This window comes from Rudanella paleaurantiibacter (assembly GCF_009184635.1).
Taxonomy (GTDB): domain Bacteria; phylum Bacteroidota; class Bacteroidia; order Cytophagales; family Spirosomataceae; genus Rudanella; species Rudanella paleaurantiibacter.
This window is the reverse complement of sequence record NZ_WELI01000013.1, coordinates 72,750-97,572: the sequence shown is the minus strand read 5'-3', so window position 1 is coordinate 97,572 and position 24,823 is coordinate 72,750. Positions and strand designations below refer to the sequence as shown.

Below are 24,823 nucleotides of genomic sequence, written 5' to 3'. Positions count from 1 at the left end.
GGTCAGGCATAAAACTACTCAAACAAAAAGGTTAATAAAAACACACTCAGTTAGTTTGCGCAGCGTGGTGTTTGGAGATGTCCATCCTTAAAGTCCCACCTCCAGCCAGCGTAGCTCCAGCCGTTTCCAGATGTTGATGCCACCCGATTCCTCGCGGTACACCACATACAGATCATGCGGCCCCGACATTGGCGTCAGCGCAGTGCTTACCTGCTGATTACTGCCCGGCACCACCGCCAGCTGCCCCAGCAAGGGGCCATCGGGCCGGTCGGCGCGGATTTCCAGAGCCCCCGTCAAGCCCGGTGAACTCAGCCCCGCTTTCAGCGACTTGAGCCCCGTCAGGTCAACCTTGTCGAAAGCGATCCATGAACCTTTCTCGTTGTAATTCATCGACGAGGGCGCTCCGTTGCCGTTGCGCCGGGCTACCCGGTCGAGCCGCTGGGCATCGGCCGCGTTGAAACGGGTAGGGTAGAGCCTCAGAAGATCCTGCCCGGTGAGGCCACCCCGGTCTACATACCGGGCCAGCACCACGTAGTTGCCGCCGGGCTGCGTCAGGCTCACCCGCCCTTTGGCCGGCAAATTGGGGCTGGGCTCGGTCAACGACAAAATGTAGCGTACCATCTCGGCGGCATCCTCGCCCAGTAACTGGGGGTGAGCCGACATCATGTGGTCTTTGGTCCAGATACCCCCGCCCCCTTGAATAATTTTGTTCGAAAGCGACGCCACCAGCTTCGTGTCGGTCCGTTGGGGCTCGTAGCGCCGGGCAATGGCTTGCCAGCTTGGCCCTACCGATTGCTGATTGAGCGCGTGACAGGCCCGGCAGTCGCTCTGCTCGATCAAGGTTTTGCCTTTGGGCGTGCGCTGTCCGGTGGCCATTAGGCCGGCTACATCTTCGCCTTCGGGCAGGTGGTAGAGAGCCACCGCTACCCGTTTGGGGTCGGCGGGGCGGTCTTCCCGATCCGCAATATTGACGGTGTAATCGACCTGAGAGTTTGGGGCGAAAAATGACCGGTTGCCTTTCCACAGCACCTGTACCATAGGCGGCTCGTTGCCCACCCGTACGGGCAGTTGGGCCTCAGCCTGTAAACCCTGCCGGTCGGTGATGCGCACCCGACAGAGGTAGGTGCCGGGTTTGGTGAACGTAAACGTCGGGTTGGGCTGCCGACTTTGCACCGTTTTCCCCCCAAAAAACCACTCGTAACGCAGGGAGTCGCCAGCGTCATGATCGAACGATTCGCGGGCTGAGAATTGGACACGCAGCGGGGCTGCTCCCACGGTTTTGTCGGCCCCAATCCGGGCAATGGGCGTCCGGTTCCCCTCATTGAACTCGATGCGGACCAGAGCTGCGTCGGTGTTTTTAGCCCGCCAGTAGCTGCCGTATTCAAGCACGTAGAGCTCACCCTGTGGGCTAAAGGCCATATCAACCGGGTGATTGAACGACATCTGGGGCAGGAAACGCTCAATGCGGTTCAGGTCGCCGTTGGGGTGGAGGGCGGCCGTAAAAATCCAGCCGCGCATCCAGTCGTAAAAAAATAGCTTCCCGTCGAAGTAAGCCGGATAGCGCCGGGGCGAAGCCGGGTAATCCTGCGCGTAGTAGACAGGCCCGGCCATAGCGTTACGCCCACCCGTGCCCAGAGCCGGAAACTCGGGTGACTCAGCATAGGGGTACCAGATAAAGGCCGATTGGGCGGGGGGTAGCTCGGTGAGGCCGGTATTGTTGCGGGAACGGTTTACGGGCCGGGCCGGGTCGAAGGGCGCACCGGCTTGTTTGGTCTCAAAGTCGAACTGGTGGTAGGGCTTGTTATTCCCCACAAACAGGGGCCAGCCAAAATTGCCGGGCTTACGGGCCTGGTTCACCTCGTCGTGCCCTCGTGGGCCGCGCCGGAGGCTGTCGTTACCCGCGTCGGGCCCGACCTCACCCCAGTACAGGAAACCCGTATGACTGTCGATGGCGATGCGGAACGGGTTCCGGCAGCCCATAACGTAGATTTCGGGGCGGGTTTGCGGGGTGCCGGGCGGAAACAGGTTGCCAGTCGGGATGGTGTACGAACCATCGGGCTGAGGCCGGATACGGAGAATCTTGCCGCGCAAATCATTGGTGTTGCCCGACGACTTGAGGGCATCAAAGCGGAGCCGACCCGGTCGGTCGTCGAAGGGGCCAAAACCATCAGACTCAAAGGGGTTGGTGTTGTCGCCGGTGGACAGAAACAGATTGCCGTCTTTATCGAAAGCGAGCGACCCGGCCGAGTGGCTAACGCCCTCGTGCAGCAGGGGCACGCGGAGCATCTCGATGCGGTTGGTCAGTCCGGTAGGAGTCAGCTCGAAGCGGGCGAGCACATTGGCGTACTCGCCGTTTCGGGGCGTCGGATCGCCGTAGTAGAGGTAGAGCCAGCGGTTGGTGGCAAAGTTGGGATCAAGAGCAAGCCCCAGCAGGCCGTCCTCCCCAGTAGCCCGAACGGCCAGTTTGGCGATCTGTTTTTTCTGGCCGGTGCGCGGATCGAGTCGGTTAAGAGTACCAACCCGCTCAATGTAATACAGGATGCCCTGGTTGTCGATGGCGAGTTCCATGGGCTCGTTGAGGTCGTTGTCCAGAACAACCTTGGTAAAGCGGGAGTCGTCGGGCCGGGGCGTATCTATTGGCCGGATGAAGGCCAGACCAGCCACAAGACTCAGGAGCAGAAGAAGCTTTTTCATAGGAATGGATTCCGACTCATAAGGTAGGTACGGTGCCTGTTTTTACTCTTCGGGCAGATGCAATTGGCCAGGTTTTACCTGTTTGAACAGTTGATGTAGAAATTGACCTCGTGTCAGACCGTTGAATGTGGTTCGGAGTGGGCTACTGAGTTGATTAGCCTTACTCAGCCACTGTTCGGCCAGCTCTTTATCCATGAGCTTGTCCAATTCAGCTGCGTGGTACGGAAATGCTTTGGAGTATTGCCCATTAATCGACACGAAATGATCAACAAACGGGACACTATTCCGATCGGGAACATTGTGAAAGTACCCCTGGCTGGCGAAGTACTGACAGGCCTGAAAATAGGGCGAATCGGGAAATACGTCCGAGAAATACGCGGTTATCGCACCTGCCTGGTGCAATTTCTTTTGGAGAACGGTCACGTCGATGTTCCGAACGGGTACATTTCGTTTCAGGGTCTGAGCCGCGGCCAGCCCGGCTGCCTGTCCCAAAGCCATCCAGATAGGCTCGTAGCGCAAAGCCGAGTACCCAACATGAGACGACGACACCGCTACGGGCACCAGTAAGCCGTCTACCGTTTTGGGTACCATGACACCGTACGGGATTTGGTAGGGCAGATTGCTGTAGTACAGACTGAACGCCCCGTCGCGGATGGTGGGGTGATACCGGTTGGGGGCGTTGCAGCCGTGGGAGTTGAGGCCGTAGTCCCCAACGGCAACGGCATCGGCTTGCCAATACCCCCGAATACCGTCGGGTGCCTGCTGACAGTGTTTCTCTTGAAAAATAAACTCACCAACTAACCGTCGGCCCTCACGCACGTACAGCGAGGGGGTGAAATGCCCATTTTCGGGATATTCGTCTTTAGGTAGCCCCCATTGCCGGGCCTCCTGCTGAATGGCGGTTGGCACCTCCGGGTCGTTTTGAAGCAAATAAAATAGCCCCAGCGTGTAGTTCAGATGGCGTTGAAAAATCTGTTGGCGTTTCTGGGGGCTACCGTCGGGCCATTCATAGCTCCAGCCAGGCCGGGAAAGGCTCATGCTACCGGCAAAATGACGGTCGTTGACATCTGCTTTGCGGTTCGGAATCGGCTGTATTTTAACAATCTGGTCGGCGAACCGGGTAATCTTCCCCTGTTTAATGTCGGTTAGGAGAGGAAGGAAGGTTGCGCGGTCGTATGCCTCGGGCTTGGGTATAGGCAGGCGATTCTGGGCACTATCGGTCATGCACACCCGGAAGTTATAGCCCTGAATGGCGTTGTCGGCGTCGCCGGTGCTACCCAGCCAGAATTTTTGGTCGTGGTAATACACCTTCCCGGCAAAAATTTCGCCGTACTCCTGCCGGCTTTCGCGGCCCACGCGGTATTCACAACCGGCTTTGGCCATCAGGTCGCCTTCGTAAGTGCCGTCGATGAATACGGCACCTTTGACTTCTACCGGTTGATTATCAAGTAGGTTGGCGAATACGGCACCTGTCAGTGCTGAGCGGCCGCTTTTTAATTTGGTCAGCGTTACTGACTGTAACCGGTGCTGGGTAAAAACCCGGATATTGGGGTACTCGGCCAACCAGGCCTCAAAAATGAGTTTGGCAACCCTGGGTTCGGCGTGCGTGCCGTAGAAACTATCCTTTACCTGCCTGGAATTAGGGCCGTAGGTTTCGGTATAGTGTTTCAGCACCCGGTTCATAAACTCTCGGTATATGCCCTGAAGTGATTCGAGGGTTCGGAAATCGGGATGCGACAGACCGCCCGTAGTTAAGCCACCAACCTGATACAGCTCTTCAAACAGGGCTACCGAGGCTCCTTCGCGGGCGGCACTAATTGCCGAGGAAATACCGCCCGGTGTTGCACCGTAGATAACCACATCGAATTGTTTGGGGGCCTGTGTCGATGCCTGGGCCCAGGTTATGAGCAGGAAGAAGCAGAGGGTGAGCGAGTATTTCATAATACTCTATCAGACAAGATTATCGCGCTTTACCCCATAAGACATCTGTAAAGATTATGCAGACGGATTCAGATTATGCTGTGGGCAGATTATTTAACAGGCTTTGTTATAAAATGAAGGGTACATGAACCGTACGGAGTGAATCCCATTTAAAAAGAGGTATATTTTGTAATTAATAAGAAAAAAATTGGAGTTAACTCAGGGTTAGCCGGTAAAACGCTGTCTTAGTGAGTGAAGGCATTAACCAAAGCATCTATGCTTTTGTACTCATCGAACCCTGCTGACCAGCCGGACCCATTCCAACCTGGCTCAGATCTTAAGATTACGGACTCGGAACTGATCATTCGGAACGCGTTTGCCCAGAATGTTCGGCGCGGTTACGAGCTGTTGTTCCGCCGGTATTACAATGTTCTTTGTAGTCAGGCGGTGCGCCTGGTCTATTCTGCTGATATAGCTCAGGACGTGGTTTCTGAAGTGTTTTTGAGCTTCTGGAAATCACAAGCCCACTTACATATTACGACGTCGTACCGGGCGTATCTCTTCACCGCGGTCCGAAACCGGGCTTACAACCATTTGCAGGAGGAATTCAGGCGGGAGTCGCTGTTGGGCAGGGCTGTGGAGCCGTTGGCCGACGATTTGACCGACCCACAGGATGATCCGCAACGGCAGCTGCTGCTTACGGAACTGTACCAACGCATCGAAACCGAGATAAAGTCGTTGCCGCCCCAGTGCCAGCGCGTGTTTCTACTCAGCCGGTTCGAAGGCCGCCGGCAAACGGAAATCGCCGAAGAGCTTAAAATCTCCAACAAGACGGTCGAGTCGCACATCAACCGGGCGCTCACGCATCTGCGCAAAGTTCTCCCCACGGGCGTTGGCTTACTTCTTCTGTGGTTAGGGGAGCACTAAGGGTTCCGTTCCGTTTTTCTGTCTCTACGATTGACACGCATTAGCCGTATGGATACAATCATTTCCAAACAGACCCTGTTCGGGCATTTTTCCGGGCAGTCCACACCGATTCAGCAGAAAGCCATTTCGGATTGGCTCGAGCACCCCGAAAGTCTCGAACTTTATTTCCTTTGGCTGGAAGAATGGGAGCGACTCAACCCTCAGTTTCAGGCCGATGAACGGGAGGCCTTTGCCCAGCTTTGGCAACAGGTTCAGGCGTTTGAAGAGCAGCAAACCACGCAGGTAGTTGACCCGCCGGTTATACCGCTTAGCTCCCCGGTTCGCTCCGTTCGGTGGACGTGGCTTGTGGCGGCTTCGGTAGCCTTGGCCCTCATTGGTCTGACTGCCTACCTCAACCGGTCGTTTATTCTTTACCGAACCATCGCGACTCAATTCGGTGAGGTCCGAACAGATACCCTGCCCGACGGATCGGTGGTCACGCTCAACGCTAACTCCTCGTTGCGCTATCCCCGATTTGGGTTTGGGAATCGGACCCGTGAAGTATTTCTGACGGGTGAAGGCGCCTTTTCGGTGCAACATACTCAATCAAACCAGCGCTTTGTGGTCAAAACCGGAAAAGGGTTTGATGTGATTGTGCTCGGTACGGAGTTCACGGTGTTTGCCCGCCAACGGGGGGCTAAAGTTGTGCTCAACCGGGGTAAGGTAGAGATCGATTATCACCGCTCCGGCAAATCGCAGCAGTTAACCATGCAACCCGGCGATGTAGTGGCGCTGGATAAGCAGGGGAGCATCCAGAAAACATACACCAAACGGCCTGAGTTGCAGGCTGCCTGGCAACAGCACCGCTATGTGTTTGAAGAGACATCGCTCCTCGAAATAGCCACTTTATTGGAAGAAAATTACGGCCTAAACGTCACCATCCGCGACGAGGCTCTGGCCAACCGAACCATTTCCGGTACCTATCAGGCCACCAACGCCGATCAGCTCCTCGAAACCGTAACCCAGCTTCTGGAAATCAATTACAACCGCCAAAACGACACCGTTCTCCTTTTCGAATAAGTTTAACCCTGGTAGCTTCTATGAAACATATAGTACCAAAAATGGGCTCCTGCGCCCTGGTTGTTGGGGTACTGCTGGCTGGCCCGTACCCTGTGCTGAGTCAGACGCTGGCCATGACTCGCCCCGTCGTGGCTCAGAGAACCGCTGTGGTTCAGGCCTCAATAACCCTGCGAAGCCTTAAAGACGTGCTGAACGAACTGAAGGTTCGGCACAAAGTAGATATTCTGTTTGAAGATCGAACCATTGCTGGCTACACCCTTCCGGTGAGTGTGCTGAGCGAGCGGGGCTCCTTCGAAACCGTACTGTCGCGCGTGCTGGAGCCGTTTTCGCTTCGTTATAAGCGGACTAAAGACGGGGCTTACTTGATTCTGGCCCCTAAGCCACTGAAGAAAACGGCACAGGCTTCGTTGACCCCCCAATTTACTACACCCGGCACCCTGCCCCAGATTACGCCCGTTATGGCGCAGCTCTCGACCGGGGCCCCCGCCGAAGAAACCGCCCAACCCCAGGATGTTACGGTGAGAGGCCGGGTAACGGATGGCGAACGGGGAGAGGGTTTGCCGGGCGTCAGTATTACCGTGAAAGGGACTTCCAGAGGCACCACCACCGACGCTAACGGCAACTACCAACTGGCCGTGCCCACCGAAAATAGTACCCTCGTTTTTAGCTACATTGGCTACGAGCCGCAGGAGATAGTTGTTGGTAAGCAGACAAACTTGTCTGTGGTACTCAAGTCGTCAAACGCGACGCTCAATGAGGTGGTTGTGGTGGGGTATGGCACCCAAAACAAACGGGACATTACCGGGGCGGTGGCTTCGGTTTCGGCTCAGCAGATCAAAGCCGTGCCCGTTATCGGGGCCGATCAGGCCTTGCAGGGCCGGGTGTCGGGGGTGCAGGTGGTGCAAACTTCCGGCGCTCCCGGCGGGGCTGTGCAGGTGCGGGTGCGGGGGGTCAACTCCACGGCCGGGGGCGGGGCTAATCAGCCGTTGTACGTGGTGGATGGGATTCCGCTGGCCTGGAACGAAGGCGCCAACACCCTCTCGGTGGGCAATGAAGGGTCAACCGGTGGGTCCGGTTCAAACGGAGCCTCCCCACTGGCCAGCATCAACCCGAATGATATTGAAAGCATTGAAGTCTTGAAAGACGCGTCGGCCACGGCTATCTACGGATCTCGGGCGGCCAATGGGGTTGTGCTCATTACAACAAAGTCTGGGAAAGCGGGCAAAACGCAGATTAGTGTGGATGCTTATTACGGGGTGCAGTCGCTCCGCCGGAAAATCCCGATGACCAACGCCCGCGAACGATTAAGCTATGTGTTTGAACATCGCCGGAATGCGGCTACGCGCGGCAATGAGGTCTTCGACATCTGGGCTGTCAATCCGTATCTGTACGACTACGAAGGCACCGACTGGCAAAGCGAGATGTTCCGGCAGGCGGCCATGCAGAACTATAGCATCTCGGCCACGGGCGGCACCGAAAAGCTCCAGTTTGCGGTTAGTGGAGACTATTTTAATCAGCAGGGTATTCTGCTGAACACCTACGCTAAGCGATACTCAACCCGTATCAATCTGGATGTAAAAGCGACCGATAAGCTCAAGTTTGGTACCCGGACCGCCCTGAGTCTGCAACAGGGCAACGGACAGGATACCGACGAGTTTTTCCAGAGCCAACTGGCCTACCCCCAGTCGCCCCTGTCGCCGGTGTATGATTCCAACGGCAATTTTGCCGGGCGACCCAACAACATTATCAACAGCAACCTGTTCAGCGATGGCGGAAGCAATCAGGTAGCGAACCTGATGCAGCGCAAGCGGCTCTACGAGCGGTACCGGATTATCTCAAATCTCTACGGCGAATATGAGCTTACCAAAGGACTTACGTTTCGCTCGTCGTTTGGTATCGACTATCTGTTCAATGAACTCAACAGTACCAATCCCGTTTGGCAGCGCGGTATCGATGTGAATAACGTTCAATCGGTATTTATCTCACAACCAAAAACGTTCAACTGGCTGGCCGACCAGATTCTGACTTTTAATCGGTCGTTCGGTGAGCATACGCTCAATGCCGTAGCCGGTTTTTCGGCACAGCAGTTTACCCAGCGCACTATGGGGGCGTCGGCTCAGGGAGCGCCTTCCAACGTGCTCGATCAACTGGGTAACCAGCCTACGCCTACGCTTGCCTTTGGCGGAGAAACGCCTTCGGCCCTGGTGTCGCAATTTGTGCGGGCGAACTACAGTTTCCGGGACAAATATCTGTTTACAGGTACGGTGCGCCGGGATGGATCGAGCCGATTCGGGTCGAACTACAAGTACGGGATTTTCCCCTCGTTCTCGCTCGGCTGGCGGCTTTCTGAGGAGCCTTTCCTCAAAAAAGTGGCCGCTATTCAAGAGTTAAAACTACGGGCCTCGTATGGGTCGACGGGGAACCAGAACATTGGCGACTTCCTCTACGCAGCACTTATGGGCGGGGCCAACACCGTTTGGGGGAACTCCGTGGCTACGGGTTTGGCACCGGGTCGGTTTGAGAATCAGGATATTCAGTGGGAGCGCAACAACCAGCTGGATGTGGGTCTGGACCTGAGTCTGTGGAGTGGTCGTCTGAACCTGACCGTGGACTATTACGACAAACTGACCACGGGTTTGTTGGGCTCGGCTCCCTTGTCGGTAATCTCGGGAGTGGGCAATGCGTACACCACCAATATCGGTAAGATTCGCAACCGGGGGGTTGAATTTGGACTGAATGCCACGGTATTTGATAAAAACGGTTTCCGCTGGACCCTCGACGGAAACATTGCCACCAACCAGAATCGGGTGGAGAGCCTGGGGAATCTGCCGTTTATCAACGGTGCGGTAGTTTGGCGTACCAACAGCTACATTAACCGAACGCAGGTTGGGCAACCCATCGGCGGGTTTTATGTACCGGTTGAAAGTGGTCAGTACCAGACATGGGCCGAAGCTGCCGATGCCCCTACCATTCGAATTGGCGCCCAACCTTACTTTACACCCGGCGATTTCAAACCGGTTGACCAGAATGGTGATAAAATTATTAACGATGACGACCGGGTTTGGTACGGTTCGCCGTTCCCCGATTTCTTCGGTGGCTTCGGTAGTACCTGGAGTTACAAGGGTCTATCGCTCAACGTAGTGGCTAATTTCCAGCACGGCAACCTGCTCTGGAACCAGCCCCGGCTGCAATCGGAAGTTTTTGAGCAGAACGCCTGGCGCGTCAGCTACGAAAATCGCTGGAAACCCTGGGACCCGCAGGCTACAACCGTACCGGTGCCCCGTGCCAACAACCCACTGCTGCCCTCCAGCCGTTTCCTGGAAGATGCCTCGTTTCTGCGGATTCGGACCATTACGCTCGGTTACGACCTGCCGCGTGTGCTCACCGACCGGGCTAAGCTGAACCGGGCGCGGGTGTACGTGCAGGCCAATAACTTCTTCACCTTCACCCGCTACACGGGCTGGGACCCGGAGGTAAACAGCTTCGGGTCGTCGGTAACGACCAATGGAATTGACATTGGTGCCTACCCGATTGCGAAATCCTTTACCGTGGGCCTCAGTCTCGGCTTCTAACCCCCAATCGTTCCCATGAAAAAGACATACATATTGCTTTTAACGGCCTTACTGGGGCTAAGCACGTCGGGCTGTAACGAGATGCTCAACCCCCAGCCGGTGGGTACACAAACCGTTGACAACACCTTCACGGACTTTGCAGGTACGATCTCGGCTGTCAATGGCATATACAACATTCTAAGCGGAGGCAACCTGTACCGGGGCGACAACAACCTGCTGTACATCGACTACGCCAGCGATGACGTGATGGCCGGCGACAGTAAGGTGTCATCGTCGGCTTACAGTCTGGTCGATTATTTTGAATTACCGGCCGACAACGCTCAGACCTTCGGGCTATGGGATGGGCTGTACCGGATTATTTACCGGTCGAATGTGGTGATTGGCCGGGTGCCCGCCCTGAATTTTCCGGTTGCTCAGAGCCGCAACTCGGCTGGCCTGCTCTTTAAAGATCAGTTCATTGGCGAAGCTAAATTCCTGCGGGCCTTTGCGTATTTCAACCTGGTACGCCTGTTCGGCGATGTGCCCCTGCGCACCGACGAGATCAAAAGTGCCTCGGAGGTGAATATTCCGCGCGCCCCTTCGGCACAGGTCTATGCTCAGATCATTGACGACCTAAAAGATGCGGCCACCAAGCTGCCCCCTACGGTGTCGGGGAGTGGCGTAGGCAACGAGCGCGGTCGGCCTACGCGGTGGGCAGCTCTGACCATGCTCGCCGACGTGTACCTGACACAGCGAAACTGGGCCGAAGCCCGGAATACTGCCGCTCAGGTGCTCACCCAAAGCGGCTTGAATCTAAACGCTCGCTATGCCGACAGTTTTGCCGCCCGGGGTGGTTCGGAAAACTCGGGTGAATCACTGTTCGAGGTGCAGTTTAGCAATAACGGACAGGCGGCTGGTACGGCTGGGTTGGGTAATAACTACAGCTTTATCATGGGGGCCGTTAACGAGGTGAACGGCGGAGTGGTGAGCCTGGCAGCCTACCGGCCCACCGACAATGCGAGTGCCGATAACGAAGCGGGGTTCCGGGGCGGACTCATTCAGGAATATGAAGAGGGCGATTTGCGCCGGGACGTTACGTTTGTGCGGGGGCTCGGAAGCGGAGGGTTTCAGCGGTGGCTAACCATTAAGCACCACTTGCCCAACACGGGGGCTGTAGGTCAGGTAAACTTCCCCATCTACCGGCTGGCCGAAACCTTGCTCATCTACGCCGAAGCGGCCAACGAATCGGGCGTGCTGGATGCACAGGGGCTGGAGTATCTGAACCGGTTGCGCCGACGGGCCTTTGGCTTACCATTGACCACCCCATCCACCGCGCGGGACATTGCTTCGGGCCTCACGCAAGCGCAGTACCGGGACATCATCCGGTCGGAGCGCCGGAAGGAGCTGGCGATGGAAAACAAACGCTGGTTTGATCTGGTACGCTACGGGTTCGATTACGCCAATACCGTGCTCAAGGTGAACCAGAAACGCGAGGGTTTCAGCCGCGAACGGATGCTGTTCCCGATTGCCCGGATCGAGACAATCAATAACCCACTCCTGACTCAAAACCCTGGTTACTAATCGATATGAAAGCGACATTTCTGTATTTGGCATTCATCAGTAGTGCTTTGCTGGGGACACTGGCAGGCTGTATGCCGGAAGAACCGACCAGCCAGCCTTTGGGAGAAGAGAAAGACAAAGCGAAGATTATCTTCGTCAACGCGACCCCCAATTCAGCGACGCAGCCCGCAGCGGCTCAGCGCGAAATCGCGATCTGGCCATTCTACAACGGGGTACAGTTCAACAACTTCCCTATCAAATTTCCGTGGAGTAACGGGTACAAAGCGTTTACGCCCGGCTCCATGACCATGCGGTTCGATACGGCCCGTTCGCAGGCCAACGACCCCTCGGGGCCTGCTGCTAAAGTAGGCGAACTGACCTTTCCAACCCAGGCCGATACCTATTACTCGGTGTATTCAATCGGAACGGCGCAGCGCTCTGAGTTTGTCGTGCTGACCGATAATCTGGCGCTTCCGGCACCTAGTAAGGCGAAAGTTCGTGTGATGAACTACTCCCCGGATGCCCCCCCGCTCGATCTGGTTATTACGGCTGGCTCACCATCGGGGCCGGTGGTTTTGGCGACCAATCTGGCGTACAAAGGCGTGAAAGATTTTTTCGAGATTGATCCGGGCATCTACACGGTTGAGTTCCGACTGGCAGGTACCAACACCGTTGTTCGTAGTAAGAGCAACGTCATCATCGACCGGAATAGCTGCTATAGTATCTGGGCGCGCGGTTTCCGCACCCTGCCATCACCGGGCAATACCTTTAGCGGATACGCTTTTGATATCAGTTACCACGCCAATCGCTGGAGCAATCCGCTGTAGAACTTCAATTTTTAGGGTAAGATTTCGACAGAAGGCAGCCACTTGGTTGCCTTCTGTATGACAGCCCATTGGGCAGAGCCTTCTGTCTGGATACCGGATGACATGCTCCCTCAGATTCACCCTCCGTAATGCCTCTTCATTAGACTCCTTACTACTTCTTTAAAACCGGTTATGTCTCACAACCGACGTTCTTTTTTACGGCAGTCGACCCTGGCCGCAGCCGGGCTTCTGATCGCCGACCCGCTGGTGGCGGCTCGCCTGAACAGCTCACCCGCACCCGCCAATGGCCCCGATGGTTTCCGGTTTCGGCAGATTCATTTAGACTACCACACCAGCGAGCTCATTCAGGACATTGCTACGCAGTTCGATCCCGACGAATTTGTCCAGACCCTGAAAAAGGCGTCGGTCAATTCGGTAACCTGTTTTGGCCGGTGTCATCACGGTATGATTTACCACGACACAAAAAAGTTTGCCGAACGGCGGCACCCGTACCTGAAACGGAATCTGTTAAAAGAACAGATCGAAGCCTGTCATAAGCAGAACATCCGGGTGCCTGTGTACGTCACGGTGCAATGGGATCATTTCACGGCCCAGCAGCATCCCGAATGGCTCATGCGCGACGAAGAAGGCAAACCCTTTTCGTTTCAGAAAAGTACCTTCGATGCCGGTTTCTACGATCATCTTGACATAGCCACGCCCTACCGCGACTTTCTCAAAAGTTACCTGGCCGATCTGTTTGAACAGGTGCCGGTAGATGGTCTGTTTCTGGATATTCATCATGTATATCCCAACGCTCACCCCGTGGTGCTGGAAGGGATGAAAAAGGCGGGGATAGATGCTGCAAAGGCCGCCAACCGTCACGCGTATTATGGCCGTATCATGCAGGAGTACAAAGCCGATATTGCCCAGTTTGTCCGGCAGCTCGACCCGAAGGCAGGCCTGTTTTTCAACGGTGGGCATGTCGGGCCGGGGATTCGGTCGTCGGTGAATACCTACAGCCATCTTGAACTGGAGTCGCTGCCCTCAGGGGGCTGGGGCTACCTGCATTTTCCGCTTACCGCCCGCTACGCCCGAAATCTGGACAAAGCCGTGATGGGCATGACCGGCAAGTTTCATACCTCCTGGGGTGATTTCCACTCGCTGAAAAACCCGGCGGCTCTTGAACTGGAATGTTTTACAATGCTGGCCCTGAATGCCAAATGCTCCGTAGGCGATCAGCTGCATCCACGCGGGCGGCTCGACGCGGCCACCTACGATCTTATTGGTGGAGTGTACGCGCAGGTAGACCAGAAAGAACCCTGGTGCGAAGGCGCCGTAGCCCGAACCGATATTGGGGTGTTTAGTACCGAGGAGTTTACCACCGGGGCGGAAGCCCGTACGCCCGACATGATGCTGGGAGCCGTGCGGATGTTACAGGAGGGCAGACATCAGTTCGATATTATCGACAGTCAGTCGGAGCTATCGGGTTACCGGGTGTTGATTTTGCCGGATGCCATACCCGTAAGTGACTCGCTGCGCAACAAACTGAGTGCTTTTGTCGCCAAAGGAGGGGCTTTGCTCGTAAGCTATCAGTCTGGGCTGAACCCGGATAAAACCGGCGAGCGCCGGACCTTCAACCTACCCGAATTGGGTCTGGCGTGCGTAGGTGACGCGGCCTATAGCCCTGATTTTCTGGCACTCAACGGGCAGGAAATTGGTCGGGGCTTACCGGCAACAGAGCTGGTCATGTACCTGCGGGGGCTTGAGGTAAAACCAACGGGTGCTACCGTGCTGGCGCAGACCAATGTGCCCTACTTTAACCGGACGTGGGAGCATTTCAACTCGCACAAGCACACGCCTTCGGCCGGGCGGGTGGGGTATCCGGCCGTTACGCAGCAGGGCCGGGTCATCTACTTCGCCCACCCAGTTTTTACCCAATACGCCCGCAATGCGCCCCGCTGGTGCCGACAACTGGTCCTGAACGCCCTCGACCGGTTGCTCCCCGATCCGTTATTGCAAACGCCCGGTGCTCCCTCCACGCTGGTAGCCACCCTAAACGAGCAGCCCAGGCAGCAACGGCAGGTAGTGCATCTGCTCAATTACGTACCCGAACGGCGGGGCAGTGAGTTCGACACGGTTGAAGACGTTCCCCTCTTAACCAACACCCGTTTATCCGTGCGATTAGCGACAAAACCCCGGCAGGTTTTGTTGGTACCGGAAGGTGTACCGTTGAAGTTTACGTACACGAGCGGTCGTGTCGAAACGACAATTCCAGCTATTCGCGGGCATCAGATGGTAGCGTTGGTTGGCTACTAATTGAACTTGCTCTTTATCACTGCAAGCGGCTGAATCAAAACTCGATAACCAGCCGCTTGTAAGTAGTCAGACAGAATTAAATGTAAAATGAATAGTGTAAAATGGATAATAAGATGGCTGATTATCAGCAGGTAATACAATTGTTCATTATACATTATTCATTCACTTACATAGACAAAAGCATGCAGCTCCCACTGACCGGAGGTACTCAAATGAGTCTCTGGTCAGTGAGAGCTGGAAAGCCTGATCGTTTCAGCAGGGCGGTTAAGTTGTATGACCTGGCTACTACGGTTTAGTTTTCGCTGGAACCAACAGAACCGCATCGGCCACCAGCGGGCCACCACCGCCCGCTACCTGTATCTCCAATGCTGTTGTACCCGGCTCCAGTTCAAATACGCCCAGGGCAACCCAGTCATTCTGACTCTCGGCAAGATTCACGCTACCCGTTTGCTGCCCCCGATTGTGCGTGAGCTTATATTGAGCAACCGGCGCTTTCGCTGTGGCCGGGTAGTAGATGAACAAACGGTATCTGCCTTTGCGGGGTACCTCGGTACGGAACTGAATAGCGGCTGCTGAGGTACCGTCGCTCACCAGGGCGGAGGCTGCATACGCTCCCCCCAATTGCCCGATGGTACCGCGTTGCACAGACCAGGTACCGGCCAGAGGCTTTACCTGGTCCGGCGTCACATCATTGTCTATCAACAGGTCGGTTGGCGACCCGTCGGCCAGCGGATTGTTGCGGAGTATTTCCTGAATCTGCCCCGCTTCAACGGCCTGAACGGCCTTACGCTGTTGAATGGCTAGCGTGGCTGCCACGGCCGCCGATTGCCCCAGCACCATAAATACAGGCTCCATCCGGATAGAACCATACGCAATATGACTGGCCGACAGGCATACCGGCACCAGCAAATTGGTACACTCTGAGGGTTTCGGGGTGATAGACCGGTACGCGATGGGGTACGGACCAAAGCCGCCAACCTGTACATCTCCTTCGTTCTTCACCATTTTTTGACCGTCCTTCTCGACGACGATTCGCTGGCAGTTGTGCGAATCCATGGTGTAGGCCGCTCTGGCAATGCCGTCGCTGACGAGCTCCCGGCCCTCACAATTATGCTGGGTCATTACGTAGGCGCCCAGCATTCGCCGGGCCTCCCGGATATACAACTGGGGTGACCAGTGTCCAGACTCTTCGTATTCATCTTTGGGATACCCCCATTCGGCCATGTAGGTTCTGATGTCTACGGGTACACGAGGATCATTGCCCAGAAAGTAAAGTAATTGCTGATTGTATTTTTTGTGGTCGTCGATGATGCGGGCGCGAGTGGCATAATCCGCTTCCAGATACAGGTGGTTCATGCCGACTAAATCGGTGGAGAAGGGCCCATAATTATTTATGTCTGTTTTCTGATTAGGGATCATATCCCATTTCAAGAAGTTATAATTAAGCTTTTTGTGGGGCTGTTTGGCCAGCACACGCGCCAACAGTTCAAATCGGGTAGAATCGTAGTCGGCCGGGCGGGTAATGGGAATGCGATTGGCGGGATTGTTGGTCAGGCAAATCCGAAAATTATACGCCTGTACCTTACTGTCACCAGTACCCTTCGGAGACAGAGGATCGGGGCTAATCCCCCAAAGTAAACCACTCGCCGGATTGCCGGGTATCCGGTAGGGGTCGATACCATCCGGAAACTGGTGATGATCTAAGAGTTGTACGCCATTATAGGTCTCCTTGTAGAGCTCATTACTTTCCCGGCCAACGGTATAGCTTACGCCCGCTCCGGCCATCAAATCGCCCTCGTAGGAGCAGTCGATAAACACTTTCGCTTTGACAATCTGGTGAGAAGTGGCACCGGGCCGGTTGGCATTCTCCAGAGTTACCTGCTCAATCTGCGTACCGTTTTTTCTCACGGCCACAATTCGCGACGCATAGGATACGGAAATCTGAGCCTCACGCAGGTACTCATTAAAAATCTTCTTCGCTACATGTGGCTCAAATACCCATTGCTCAAACTTGCCGTAATGCTTACCCAGTCGACGGTAGAAGTCACGGGCAAGGCCGGTAATGACGTATTTATTACCAATATCTGTGTAACCCAGGCCACCCGAGCTGAGCCCGCCCAGGTGCATTCCTGGCTCAATAAGTAGCACCTTATGGCCAAGCTTTTTGGCGGTGTAGGCCGCCATAACCCCGGCCGAGGTAGCGCCGTATACACAAACATCCACTTCAATTGCGGTGCTCTGCGCGCGTAACGAACCGGCCGCGCCAACGCTCATCAGCAGTGTCAGCAAGAGGCCGGCAATCCAATTAGTAGCTTTAATCTGGACCATTATAGTGGTTTACTGCATTGTAAAATGTGCAGCGGATCAGGTGATGATAAGCTGGTTACCCATCACAACGGGTAACCAGCTTACTGACTAATTTTATGGCATACGTAATCAGGCAGAATTAAACTGAAGTATTTGAAATAGACGTTTTTGTCATCCCGACGCAGGAGGGATCTTACAGTCAGTCAATTAGAAAGATCCCTCCTGCGTCGGGATGACAAACTAAAGTTTAACTTAATTCTGCTTGACTACTTACGTAAATGGGCAATGTGAAATGTATAATAAACAACTGTATTACCTACTGATAATCAGCTATTTAATCGTGCATTTCACATTGTCCATTATACATTTAATCTGCTCGGCTACCTAATTGATTGCCCCGAAAAGCGAAGCCGACGAGATTACTTGCCTAATCGGATAACCCGCTCGGTCACCCGCTCTTTACCGCTTTCGGCCGACAGAATATACAGCCCGGCGCTCTGCTGACGAATATCGAGCGTTGTTCGACCCTCGCCATTGGTTAACGCCAGCGGCCATTCGCTATGCACCTGCCCCATCAGGTCGTAGAGTTTCAGCGTAACCGCGTGTGCCCCGGCAAAACCACGTACTACTACATGCAGCACATCGCTGCTTGGATTGGGGGAAATCTGCAAGCGGATGGTTTGCCCCTCCACGGATGGCTGTATGCCGGCCGCAACCCGTGCCCCGCTGGTGCAGAGTTCCGACTTGCTAGTCGCTGTAGCTGTTCGGAGCTTGCCGTCCGGACCAGCCACCGACCAGCTTACCTGACCTGCCGCAGGGAAACTGATCTGGAAAGCGTTCTGAATACGACCGGGCTGGAAGTTCACAACCTGGCCGGTGGCGGTAGCTGGTGTGAGGTAATTGGTCGTGCCGACAGGAATAAATACCGGCATATCCATATCGTTTTTGTAGCCGAAGCGAGCCGACAACTGGCCATTACCGTTGTTGACCACGCATTCGAGAATCGGCTTCACCCCTTTATCCTTCTCGGTCGTAATGACCGTAAAGGTCTGGGTTACCTCAGCGGCTGCTAGATAATTCGGGTTGCCCGCTTGCGAGGCCCGTAGCGTGACAGGCCCGATGCCGGTAATAGAGAGCAGATCACCCCCTAACGTGGCCGGACCGGATACCACCTGATAGCTGACAGACAGACCCGAGGTAGCGGTAGCGGTCAGCGCGAAGGTTAGTAACGGGCTGCTTTGGTAGACAACGTCGGCCAGTTGCGTAAACGTAATGGTTTGGCCTGCTTTGGCCACCGTGAACTGCCGGGTAGTCGGCGTAGCGGGCGGGTAATAGCTGTCGCCGGGCTGGCTGGCCTCCACTACCACCGGCCCGGCTCCCGTGATGGTGAGCTGATTACCTGCTATTGTAGCCGGGCCGGATACCACGGAGAAGCTAACCGGCAGACCTGACGTAGCGGTGGCCGACAGGCTGATAGGTGCATCACCATAAGTCCGGTCTGCGATAGGCGCGAAGGTAATACCCGGCGGAATAACCGTTACGATGACAGAAGCCGAGGCCGAACAACCAACAGCATCATAGGCCGTAACAGAAAACGAACGGGACTCCGTCAGCGCGGCTGTCATCAGCGTAGACCCGGTTTCGCCGGTGTTCCAGGCTAACTGGTACGGAGCCGCACCACCCGACAGGGCCGCCATCAGCGTGGTCGACTGTCCGAAATATACCTGAGCAGGCTGGGCCGTTACAGCGGCACTGAACCCGGCTGGGCAGTTGACGGTTCCGGTCATAGAGAATCGGAATGGGTTCTCCAGCGGGTTGGCGGCATTGCTGGTAAAGGTGGCATTACCGCCAAAGGTCCCCGGTTTGCCGGCATCCATCTGAAGGAACAGGGTCACCGTGCCATTATTGGCTGGTACCGTAACCGCCGAAGAACCAGTCCGGTTGAAGCCGTAGGGTAGCAGCCAGAGCGGGTTAATGGTAATGTCGGTCGGGGTCGTGTTGCGGGCGATTACCTGACGGGTTACCGGATTATTAAGCCCCGTAGTGCCAAAGTCAAGGGTATTGCCGCCATTCAGCCGCACATCGTTACCGCCAATTGACCCATTATTGTCTGCATCCACCCAAAGTTCCAGATCGTAGCTGCCGGGTTCATTACCGAACAGGCGGCTGCTGCCATCGTACACCGGAATCTGCTTGGTCTTTATCAGGGAAGGAACCGTCTTCAGTCCCGCAAACGACCAGTCGTCGGTACTGGCAAAGGCGCTGTTTACGTTTAGCTGAAACTCCACGGTCCGCCGGTAATGCATGGGGTTGTTCGGCAGCGTACCGCTCGGCGTGAACGTGTTCGGCCTGCCACTCACCAGGTCCTCTCCACCCGGATAAAGTTTATCGGTAAACGCCACTTCGACGTAATACCCATTGCCCGACACTTGCACCGGTGCCGAAATGGTTGGTGCGTTGGTGGCATCGTGGACCATAATCTGTTGCCCCGTCACCGAGGCTCCGTCTTCGAGCGTAAAGTAGTACCGGAACCGCAGATTGTTGTAGGCGCGGGCCGGCCAGAGCGATCGGTTGTTGAGTGTTGCCCGAATGCGCACACTGCTCGCCGACTGGCTGACAATACCTGCTTCCACAAACACCTCGTCGTCTTTTGCCACCGGAGCCGGGAAATCCGCCGATACGGTGCCGGAGCCATCTCGGGTGAGGTAGCTTAGCCCAAATACGGCGAAGGCGTTGGTCACCGGAGAGGTCTCGTTACTCTCGAACGCCCACGAGGTCGAGGGTGTCGACAGTACGGTTTCCCGCGTGTAGTTACCATTATAGGTTGCCTGCGGGCCGCTGACAATACCCCCATGCTGTGTGTGCCGGGCTGTGGTGCGGTACAGCGAGTTAGTCCCCGAGGTACGGTGACCGATGCCGGCAAAGTAACCCAGTGCCGTTCGGTGGTGGTTGTTTTGCAGGCCGCTGACGCCCACCAGGCCCGGAATGGTGCCGCTGTCGTAGCCAATCATGTAGCTTCGGCGGTTGACGTTGGTGCCCAGCAGGGCGTCCATATTGCGCCTGGCAACCTCAATAAACTTATTCTGCAAGGCCAGCCGGGCGTCAGCCGGGGCGGGGTTTTCGCTGCTCATAGCGTGGGCATAGGCGAACAGGCTCAGGCAGGCAAACAGATTGGGGGCCGCCGAGCCGCCGGGACGCTGCATCCGGTTGTTGGTGGTGTTGATCAGCCCACCGTTAGCGGCAGCGTTGGCCAGCAGTGTATTCGTTGCCGGACTGACGGCGTCCGCTCCCGTATACTGCTCGATTCGGGTGCGGTAGGTTTCTGTTTGCGAAGCGGCAAGAGGGGCATTCAGTTTATGAAGCAGAATGGCCGATGGCACCCGGTACCAGTGGAAACCAAACGAGTTCCCCTGATCGTTACCTCGCGCCCCGATGTCGGACCGGAAGACGGCGTAGTAGGTTACCGCTTCGTTGAGCCGGTTGGCAGCGGCTGTGCCATCCGTTTCTGCCTGGTGAAGCCACAGAGCGGCCCAACATAAATCGTCGTGGAGGTTGCGGCTAACCTGTCCGGCGTTGGTGGGGTAGTCATCCGGCATTTCGTGGTAATCCGGTACGGGCGCGTCGTAATCGGCACCGGTGCCGGTGGGTTGCGTACCGTTGAAGTTCATCCGGGTAACCGATGGACTGCTGCCGGTAGCCAGAATCCCGTTGGCCCCGCTTATTCCGGCCGGTCGAGACCCTGCCGCCGAAAAGATGGTCGTACTGGCCGGGTACAGGTAGGGGTCATGGCGAACCAGTGTACCCGCTTCATCTTTCATCACGCCGTTCAGGTTAAAGCCGTTGCCGCCATTATACCCGGCCAGCGTCCCTATCGTGCGCGTTGCAAAGTTCTGACCCGTGTAGTTGAGCAGCTTACCCCCGCCATGAGTAAAATGGAAAACGAAGGTATACAGGCGACGGGCCGCCGTGAGCAACTGATCGGCATAGGCCGCGTCGCCGTTATCGCGGAATACTTTTGAGCCCGCAGCCAGCGCGGCCGCCATAGCCGAAACCGTGCTGACAGAGGGGGCATCCTTATCGGCGTAGAAATACCGCCGAACCGGCTTCTCCGGATCGTTGTCCGGAAACTCATGCATCACCTCGGCGGCTGCCCACTTCTGATGGCGGGCCAGGAAATTATTGGGAGCTGTTGTGGCTGCCTTCCGGTCGGTCACCATCAGGTAAATCTTATAGGTGCTCACATCACCCGCATCCCCGAACGTCAGGCTTTTCAGGAAATAATCGTTCAGGTATTTGAGCGTACCCAGCAGGTGGGCCTTCTGCCCCCCGTTGTAGGCCTGCGGAAACTCCACCGCACTCCAGGCGAGCACCGAGGCAACGGCTGCCATGGTATGCGACGATTTCAGATAGTCATCACCGGCATTGTAGAGCCCTCCCACCAGGTTAATAGCCGGAAACAGGTCGCCACCCTGGTTGCTGGCTACGTGGTGGGCATTGCCCCGCCAATCGACCCGGTTGGGCAACGTGGTCCCGTTGGGTAGGGTTACCCCGTTGTCCACCTGACCGGAGCGTTGCGTCTCGAAGTAGTACAGAGCTCGCTGCACCGCCTTTTTGTAATCGTGAACCGGCGTCGGCAGGGTCGGGGGTGCGCCCGGCACCTGACCCGGAGCCGTTGGCTCATCTCCGGCCAGCAACTGTCCTTCGTTATACATCGGGATGTTCATGGCGCAGGATGGGTTGGCCGAAGTACCGGGCAGGTTTGCGTACGAGAAGTCGTTGGCGGTGTTGTTGGTCCCCGAATAAGTCAGCCGCAGAACCGCCTGCCGCATGATATAGGTAGCCGCAAAGCCGATGTTTTTGGAGCGGTACACCCCCCAGGGGGCAATTACTTCGAAGTCGTTGCGCCCGTCGGCCGGAATGGTCGTACCCGGTGTGGGGTTGTACAACGGTCCGTTGAGCATAGCCTGCGCGGCCGCCAGCGGATTTTTCGTGACCCGCCAGGCAAACGGCTCATTGGTAGCCGATGTGTTGAGCGGATTATCGAACAGGTAGTTGTAGGTTGTCAGGCTGGGCTTACGGAAATATACTTCCACATAACACAGCCGGTTGCCGGCCCCGTCGGTCGATACCACCACAATGTCGCTGCCGGTACCGCCATGCGAAGGGGCCTCTTTGGTGATCTGCCCTTCGGTGTTCGGATTCAGCGTGGCCCCGTCGGCATCAGCCGGGCAGGTAGCCGTTATGGCACTGTAGGGGTTGAGGAGGTCGATTTTGCTCACGTTAACGCCCGGCTCCAGCGTAAAATAGTACCGGAACGAGGCCCCGGCAATAATGCGCTGCGGCCAGCGACTGCGGTTGTTGACCCGTATCCGAACGGTATTTGTTGTAGCTGATGGAGCCGCGTCGACCCGGGCTTCGCTATAAAACTCCTCGCGCATCCACTTGGAGTTGTTGGGTACCGGATGTGGAATATCCTCCCCGTCGGGTAGGCTTTCTTTGGCAAAATCGGCCGCGAGCGCGTCACCACCCGATGCCCCCAGGGCTTGCTTCATGCGGGCCATAGCCCCCGTCCAGTACGGCTGGTAAAAGGTGGCTACCTCCGAGCGTTGAGCACGGGTTGAGATGGTCGTGATAGGTGAACCATCGGGGTTAGCATAGCGGTCGGCGGGGGCATCTGCACCCCGGCCCGTTGACGGCCCGCCAATGACGGCACCGTAGAGCATATTCCTGTTTTCGCCGGCTCCGTTGCGGGCATCGGTAACCCCGCTGCACGTGTTGTTAGGTTGACCCGTTGGGTGCCCGAACCGTCCCGGCGTGTAATCGTCGAAGCCATTGAAGCTGCTCAGGGCGTTGGCGTGCAGGCCAATATTGGTGGCAATTACCCCCGGTGGCCGGTATCCGATCACATAACAGCGGTTTTCGGGATTGGCCCCCAGAAAGTATTGCACCTGACTCAGCGCGTAGCCGATGTACCGGTTCTTTTTTACCGGATCGGATATTTGATCACCGTAGGCAAAATGAATGAACATGGCCGGGCTCAGTTGTTCGATAGGCCCCCAGTTTTTATCCCCCGCCAGCAGGGACATGCCGCCCGGTGTACGCTCGGCATTAACCTGATTGTCCAGACTCTGCTCCAGCCACTGCCGGTATTTGGGTTCGCTGGGAACCAGACGAGTCAGCCACAGGGCGGCCGGGATGCGGTAGTCAAATACCTGATGAAAGCCAAACGGCAGACCAGCGCCCCCGTTTCCGCCTGACCCATCCGTACGCGTCGGTTGCCAGTAGGGGCCGTTGGGCCCTAGATCCGTCGCCATCAGATCGCCGAATTGTTTAGCCTCGTTCAGGTAGTTGGTAGCCAGTGCCGTAGTACCGTTCCGTTCGGTTTCGGCCTTGTGCAGCCAGATTGCGGTGTAACAGAGATTATCGGCGAAGTTACGGATGAGTCCGGCAATGGAGCGGGAGCTTTCATAATCGTAATTGCCCGGATCACCATTCGGAGATTGGGGGCTGTGCTGAAAAACCCGGCTGTTGGTCCAGGTCGGATCGCTCAGAAAATCAGCGCCCCCGGCCTGCTTAGCGTTGTCCAGCGTTATGGTCTTGGGCAGGTTATTGGCCGAAAATCCCGGTGCTACGCTGGCGAAGTAACTATCCGCCAGAGCACTGGTTTTCCGTACCACCGTTCCATTCGCTTTTTTGTAGTGGCTGTACCCCCAGTAGGTTTTCGTGAAGGTATGCAGTCGCTGGGCTGCGGCAAAGAGTTTGTCGGCGTAAGCGGCATCGCCGTTTTGTCGGAACAAAACCGACGCAACCGCCAGGGACGAGGCTACATTGGCCACGGTAGATGTCATGGGGACGTCCTTGTCGGCGTAGAAATGCGGCCGTTGCGGATTCCGGTTGACCTGTATTTCCGACGAGGTAGCCACGGTCTGCTCACCCCGGTAGTCGCTGACCATCAGCACGATTTTGTAGGTGGCTGGGTCATCAGGGTTGCCCGCCAGAAAGCAGCGCAGCAGGTAGTCAGTCCCCCATTTGACATTCGCCAGCAGGTAAGGCATCTGGCCGGTACTCAGCAGGGCGTTGCGGTATTCGATACCCGACCAGGCCAGGCCGCTGACGGCAAAGGTGATGGACTGACTCCATTTCGGATGGTCGCCCGCATCGCGGAAGCCGCCCTGCAGGGCCCCGGCCTTATTGGCATCGGTAATCGTTTGTCCGTGCCCGTTGATCAGGCCACCGGCAGGGATAACCAAGTCGTAGCCATCGTAGGTATGTTGGTCACCTATCCAGCGGACGCGATTCTGACCGGGCGCGTAGCCGTAAGCGGGCATGGGGCCGGAGCGTTGGGCGTCATAGAAATAAATGGATTTTTGCAGGAGTTCGGCATAATTGTGTTGCTGGGCCAGCGTCGGCAGCTGGACAACCACCAGCCACAATAGTAACCAGACCGGGCGGGTCGATAGAGGGAAGCGCATAAGATGGGAGTAGAAAGGAGTTTAAAAACTGGATTTTGGATTCCCTCTATACGACAAAGAATTAGCCTCTAACCCTGTGTGGTAATAATACTTTAAGGTTGAGATATAGTAAAAAAAGAAGACCCTGCCTATCTGGGCAGGGTCCATTTGCAGGGTGTTTATATCTGGGGGTAAAATGCCAGGGTTCGTACAGGGCCAGATTGGGTAGCCT

At 56.1% G+C, this 24,823-nt stretch carries 10 protein-coding genes; 6 read left to right on the top strand and 4 right to left on the bottom strand.

Going from position 1 to position 24,823, the window contains the following annotated elements:
• Positions 1-87: 87 nt before the first annotated feature.
• Both F5984_RS23460 and F5984_RS23455 read right to left on the bottom strand, forming a co-directional pair.
• Positions 88-2,694 (bottom strand): PQQ-dependent sugar dehydrogenase, encoded by a 2,607-nt coding sequence (locus F5984_RS23460; protein ID WP_152126657.1) that lies wholly within the window; start codon positions 2,692-2,694, stop codon positions 88-90.
• 42 nt (positions 2,695-2,736) lie between these two features.
• Positions 2,737-4,635 carry an FAD-dependent oxidoreductase gene (locus F5984_RS23455; protein ID WP_152126656.1) on the bottom strand — a complete coding sequence of 633 codons (1,899 nt, stop codon included), beginning with the start codon at positions 4,633-4,635 and terminating at the stop codon, positions 2,737-2,739.
• Positions 4,636-4,890: 255 nt separating this feature from the next.
• On the opposite strand from F5984_RS23455, the gene F5984_RS23450 reads away from it, so the two are divergent.
• From F5984_RS23450 to F5984_RS23425, 6 genes are all read left to right on the top strand, one after another.
• Positions 4,891-5,541 (top strand): RNA polymerase sigma-70 factor, encoded by a 651-nt coding sequence (locus F5984_RS23450; protein ID WP_152126655.1) that lies wholly within the window; start codon positions 4,891-4,893, stop codon positions 5,539-5,541.
• A gap of 48 nt (positions 5,542-5,589) precedes the next feature.
• The gene (locus F5984_RS23445) at positions 5,590-6,600 is read left to right on the top strand and encodes a FecR family protein (RefSeq protein WP_152126654.1); all 1,011 of its coding nucleotides are present in this window, start codon (positions 5,590-5,592) and stop codon (positions 6,598-6,600) included.
• 20 nt (positions 6,601-6,620) lie between these two features.
• The gene (locus tag F5984_RS23440; RefSeq protein ID WP_152126653.1) at positions 6,621-10,172 is read left to right on the top strand and encodes a SusC/RagA family TonB-linked outer membrane protein; all 3,552 of its coding nucleotides are present in this window, start codon (positions 6,621-6,623) and stop codon (positions 10,170-10,172) included.
• Positions 10,173-10,187: 15 nt separating this feature from the next.
• Positions 10,188-11,732, top strand: a complete 1,545-nt coding sequence (locus F5984_RS23435; protein WP_152126652.1) for a RagB/SusD family nutrient uptake outer membrane protein — start codon at positions 10,188-10,190, stop codon at positions 11,730-11,732.
• Between the two features lie 5 nt (positions 11,733-11,737).
• Positions 11,738-12,538: a DUF4397 domain-containing protein gene (locus F5984_RS23430; protein WP_152126651.1), complete on the top strand. Its 801-nt coding sequence runs from the start codon at positions 11,738-11,740 to the stop codon at positions 12,536-12,538.
• Positions 12,539-12,709: 171 nt separating this feature from the next.
• The gene (locus F5984_RS23425; RefSeq protein ID WP_152126650.1) at positions 12,710-14,833 is read left to right on the top strand and encodes an alpha-amylase family protein; all 2,124 of its coding nucleotides are present in this window, start codon (positions 12,710-12,712) and stop codon (positions 14,831-14,833) included.
• 285 nt (positions 14,834-15,118) lie between these two features.
• Here F5984_RS23425 and F5984_RS23420 read toward each other — a convergent pair whose 3' ends face one another.
• Both F5984_RS23420 and F5984_RS23415 read right to left on the bottom strand, forming a co-directional pair.
• Positions 15,119-17,161 carry an FAD-dependent oxidoreductase gene (locus tag F5984_RS23420; RefSeq protein ID WP_152126649.1) on the bottom strand — a complete coding sequence of 681 codons (2,043 nt, stop codon included), beginning with the start codon at positions 17,159-17,161 and terminating at the stop codon, positions 15,119-15,121.
• 398 nt (positions 17,162-17,559) lie between these two features.
• A complete protein-coding gene (locus F5984_RS23415; RefSeq protein WP_152126648.1) occupies positions 17,560-24,612 on the bottom strand; it encodes a glycoside hydrolase family 9 protein in 7,053 nt (2,350 codons plus the stop codon).
• Positions 24,613-24,823 lie beyond the last annotated feature (211 nt).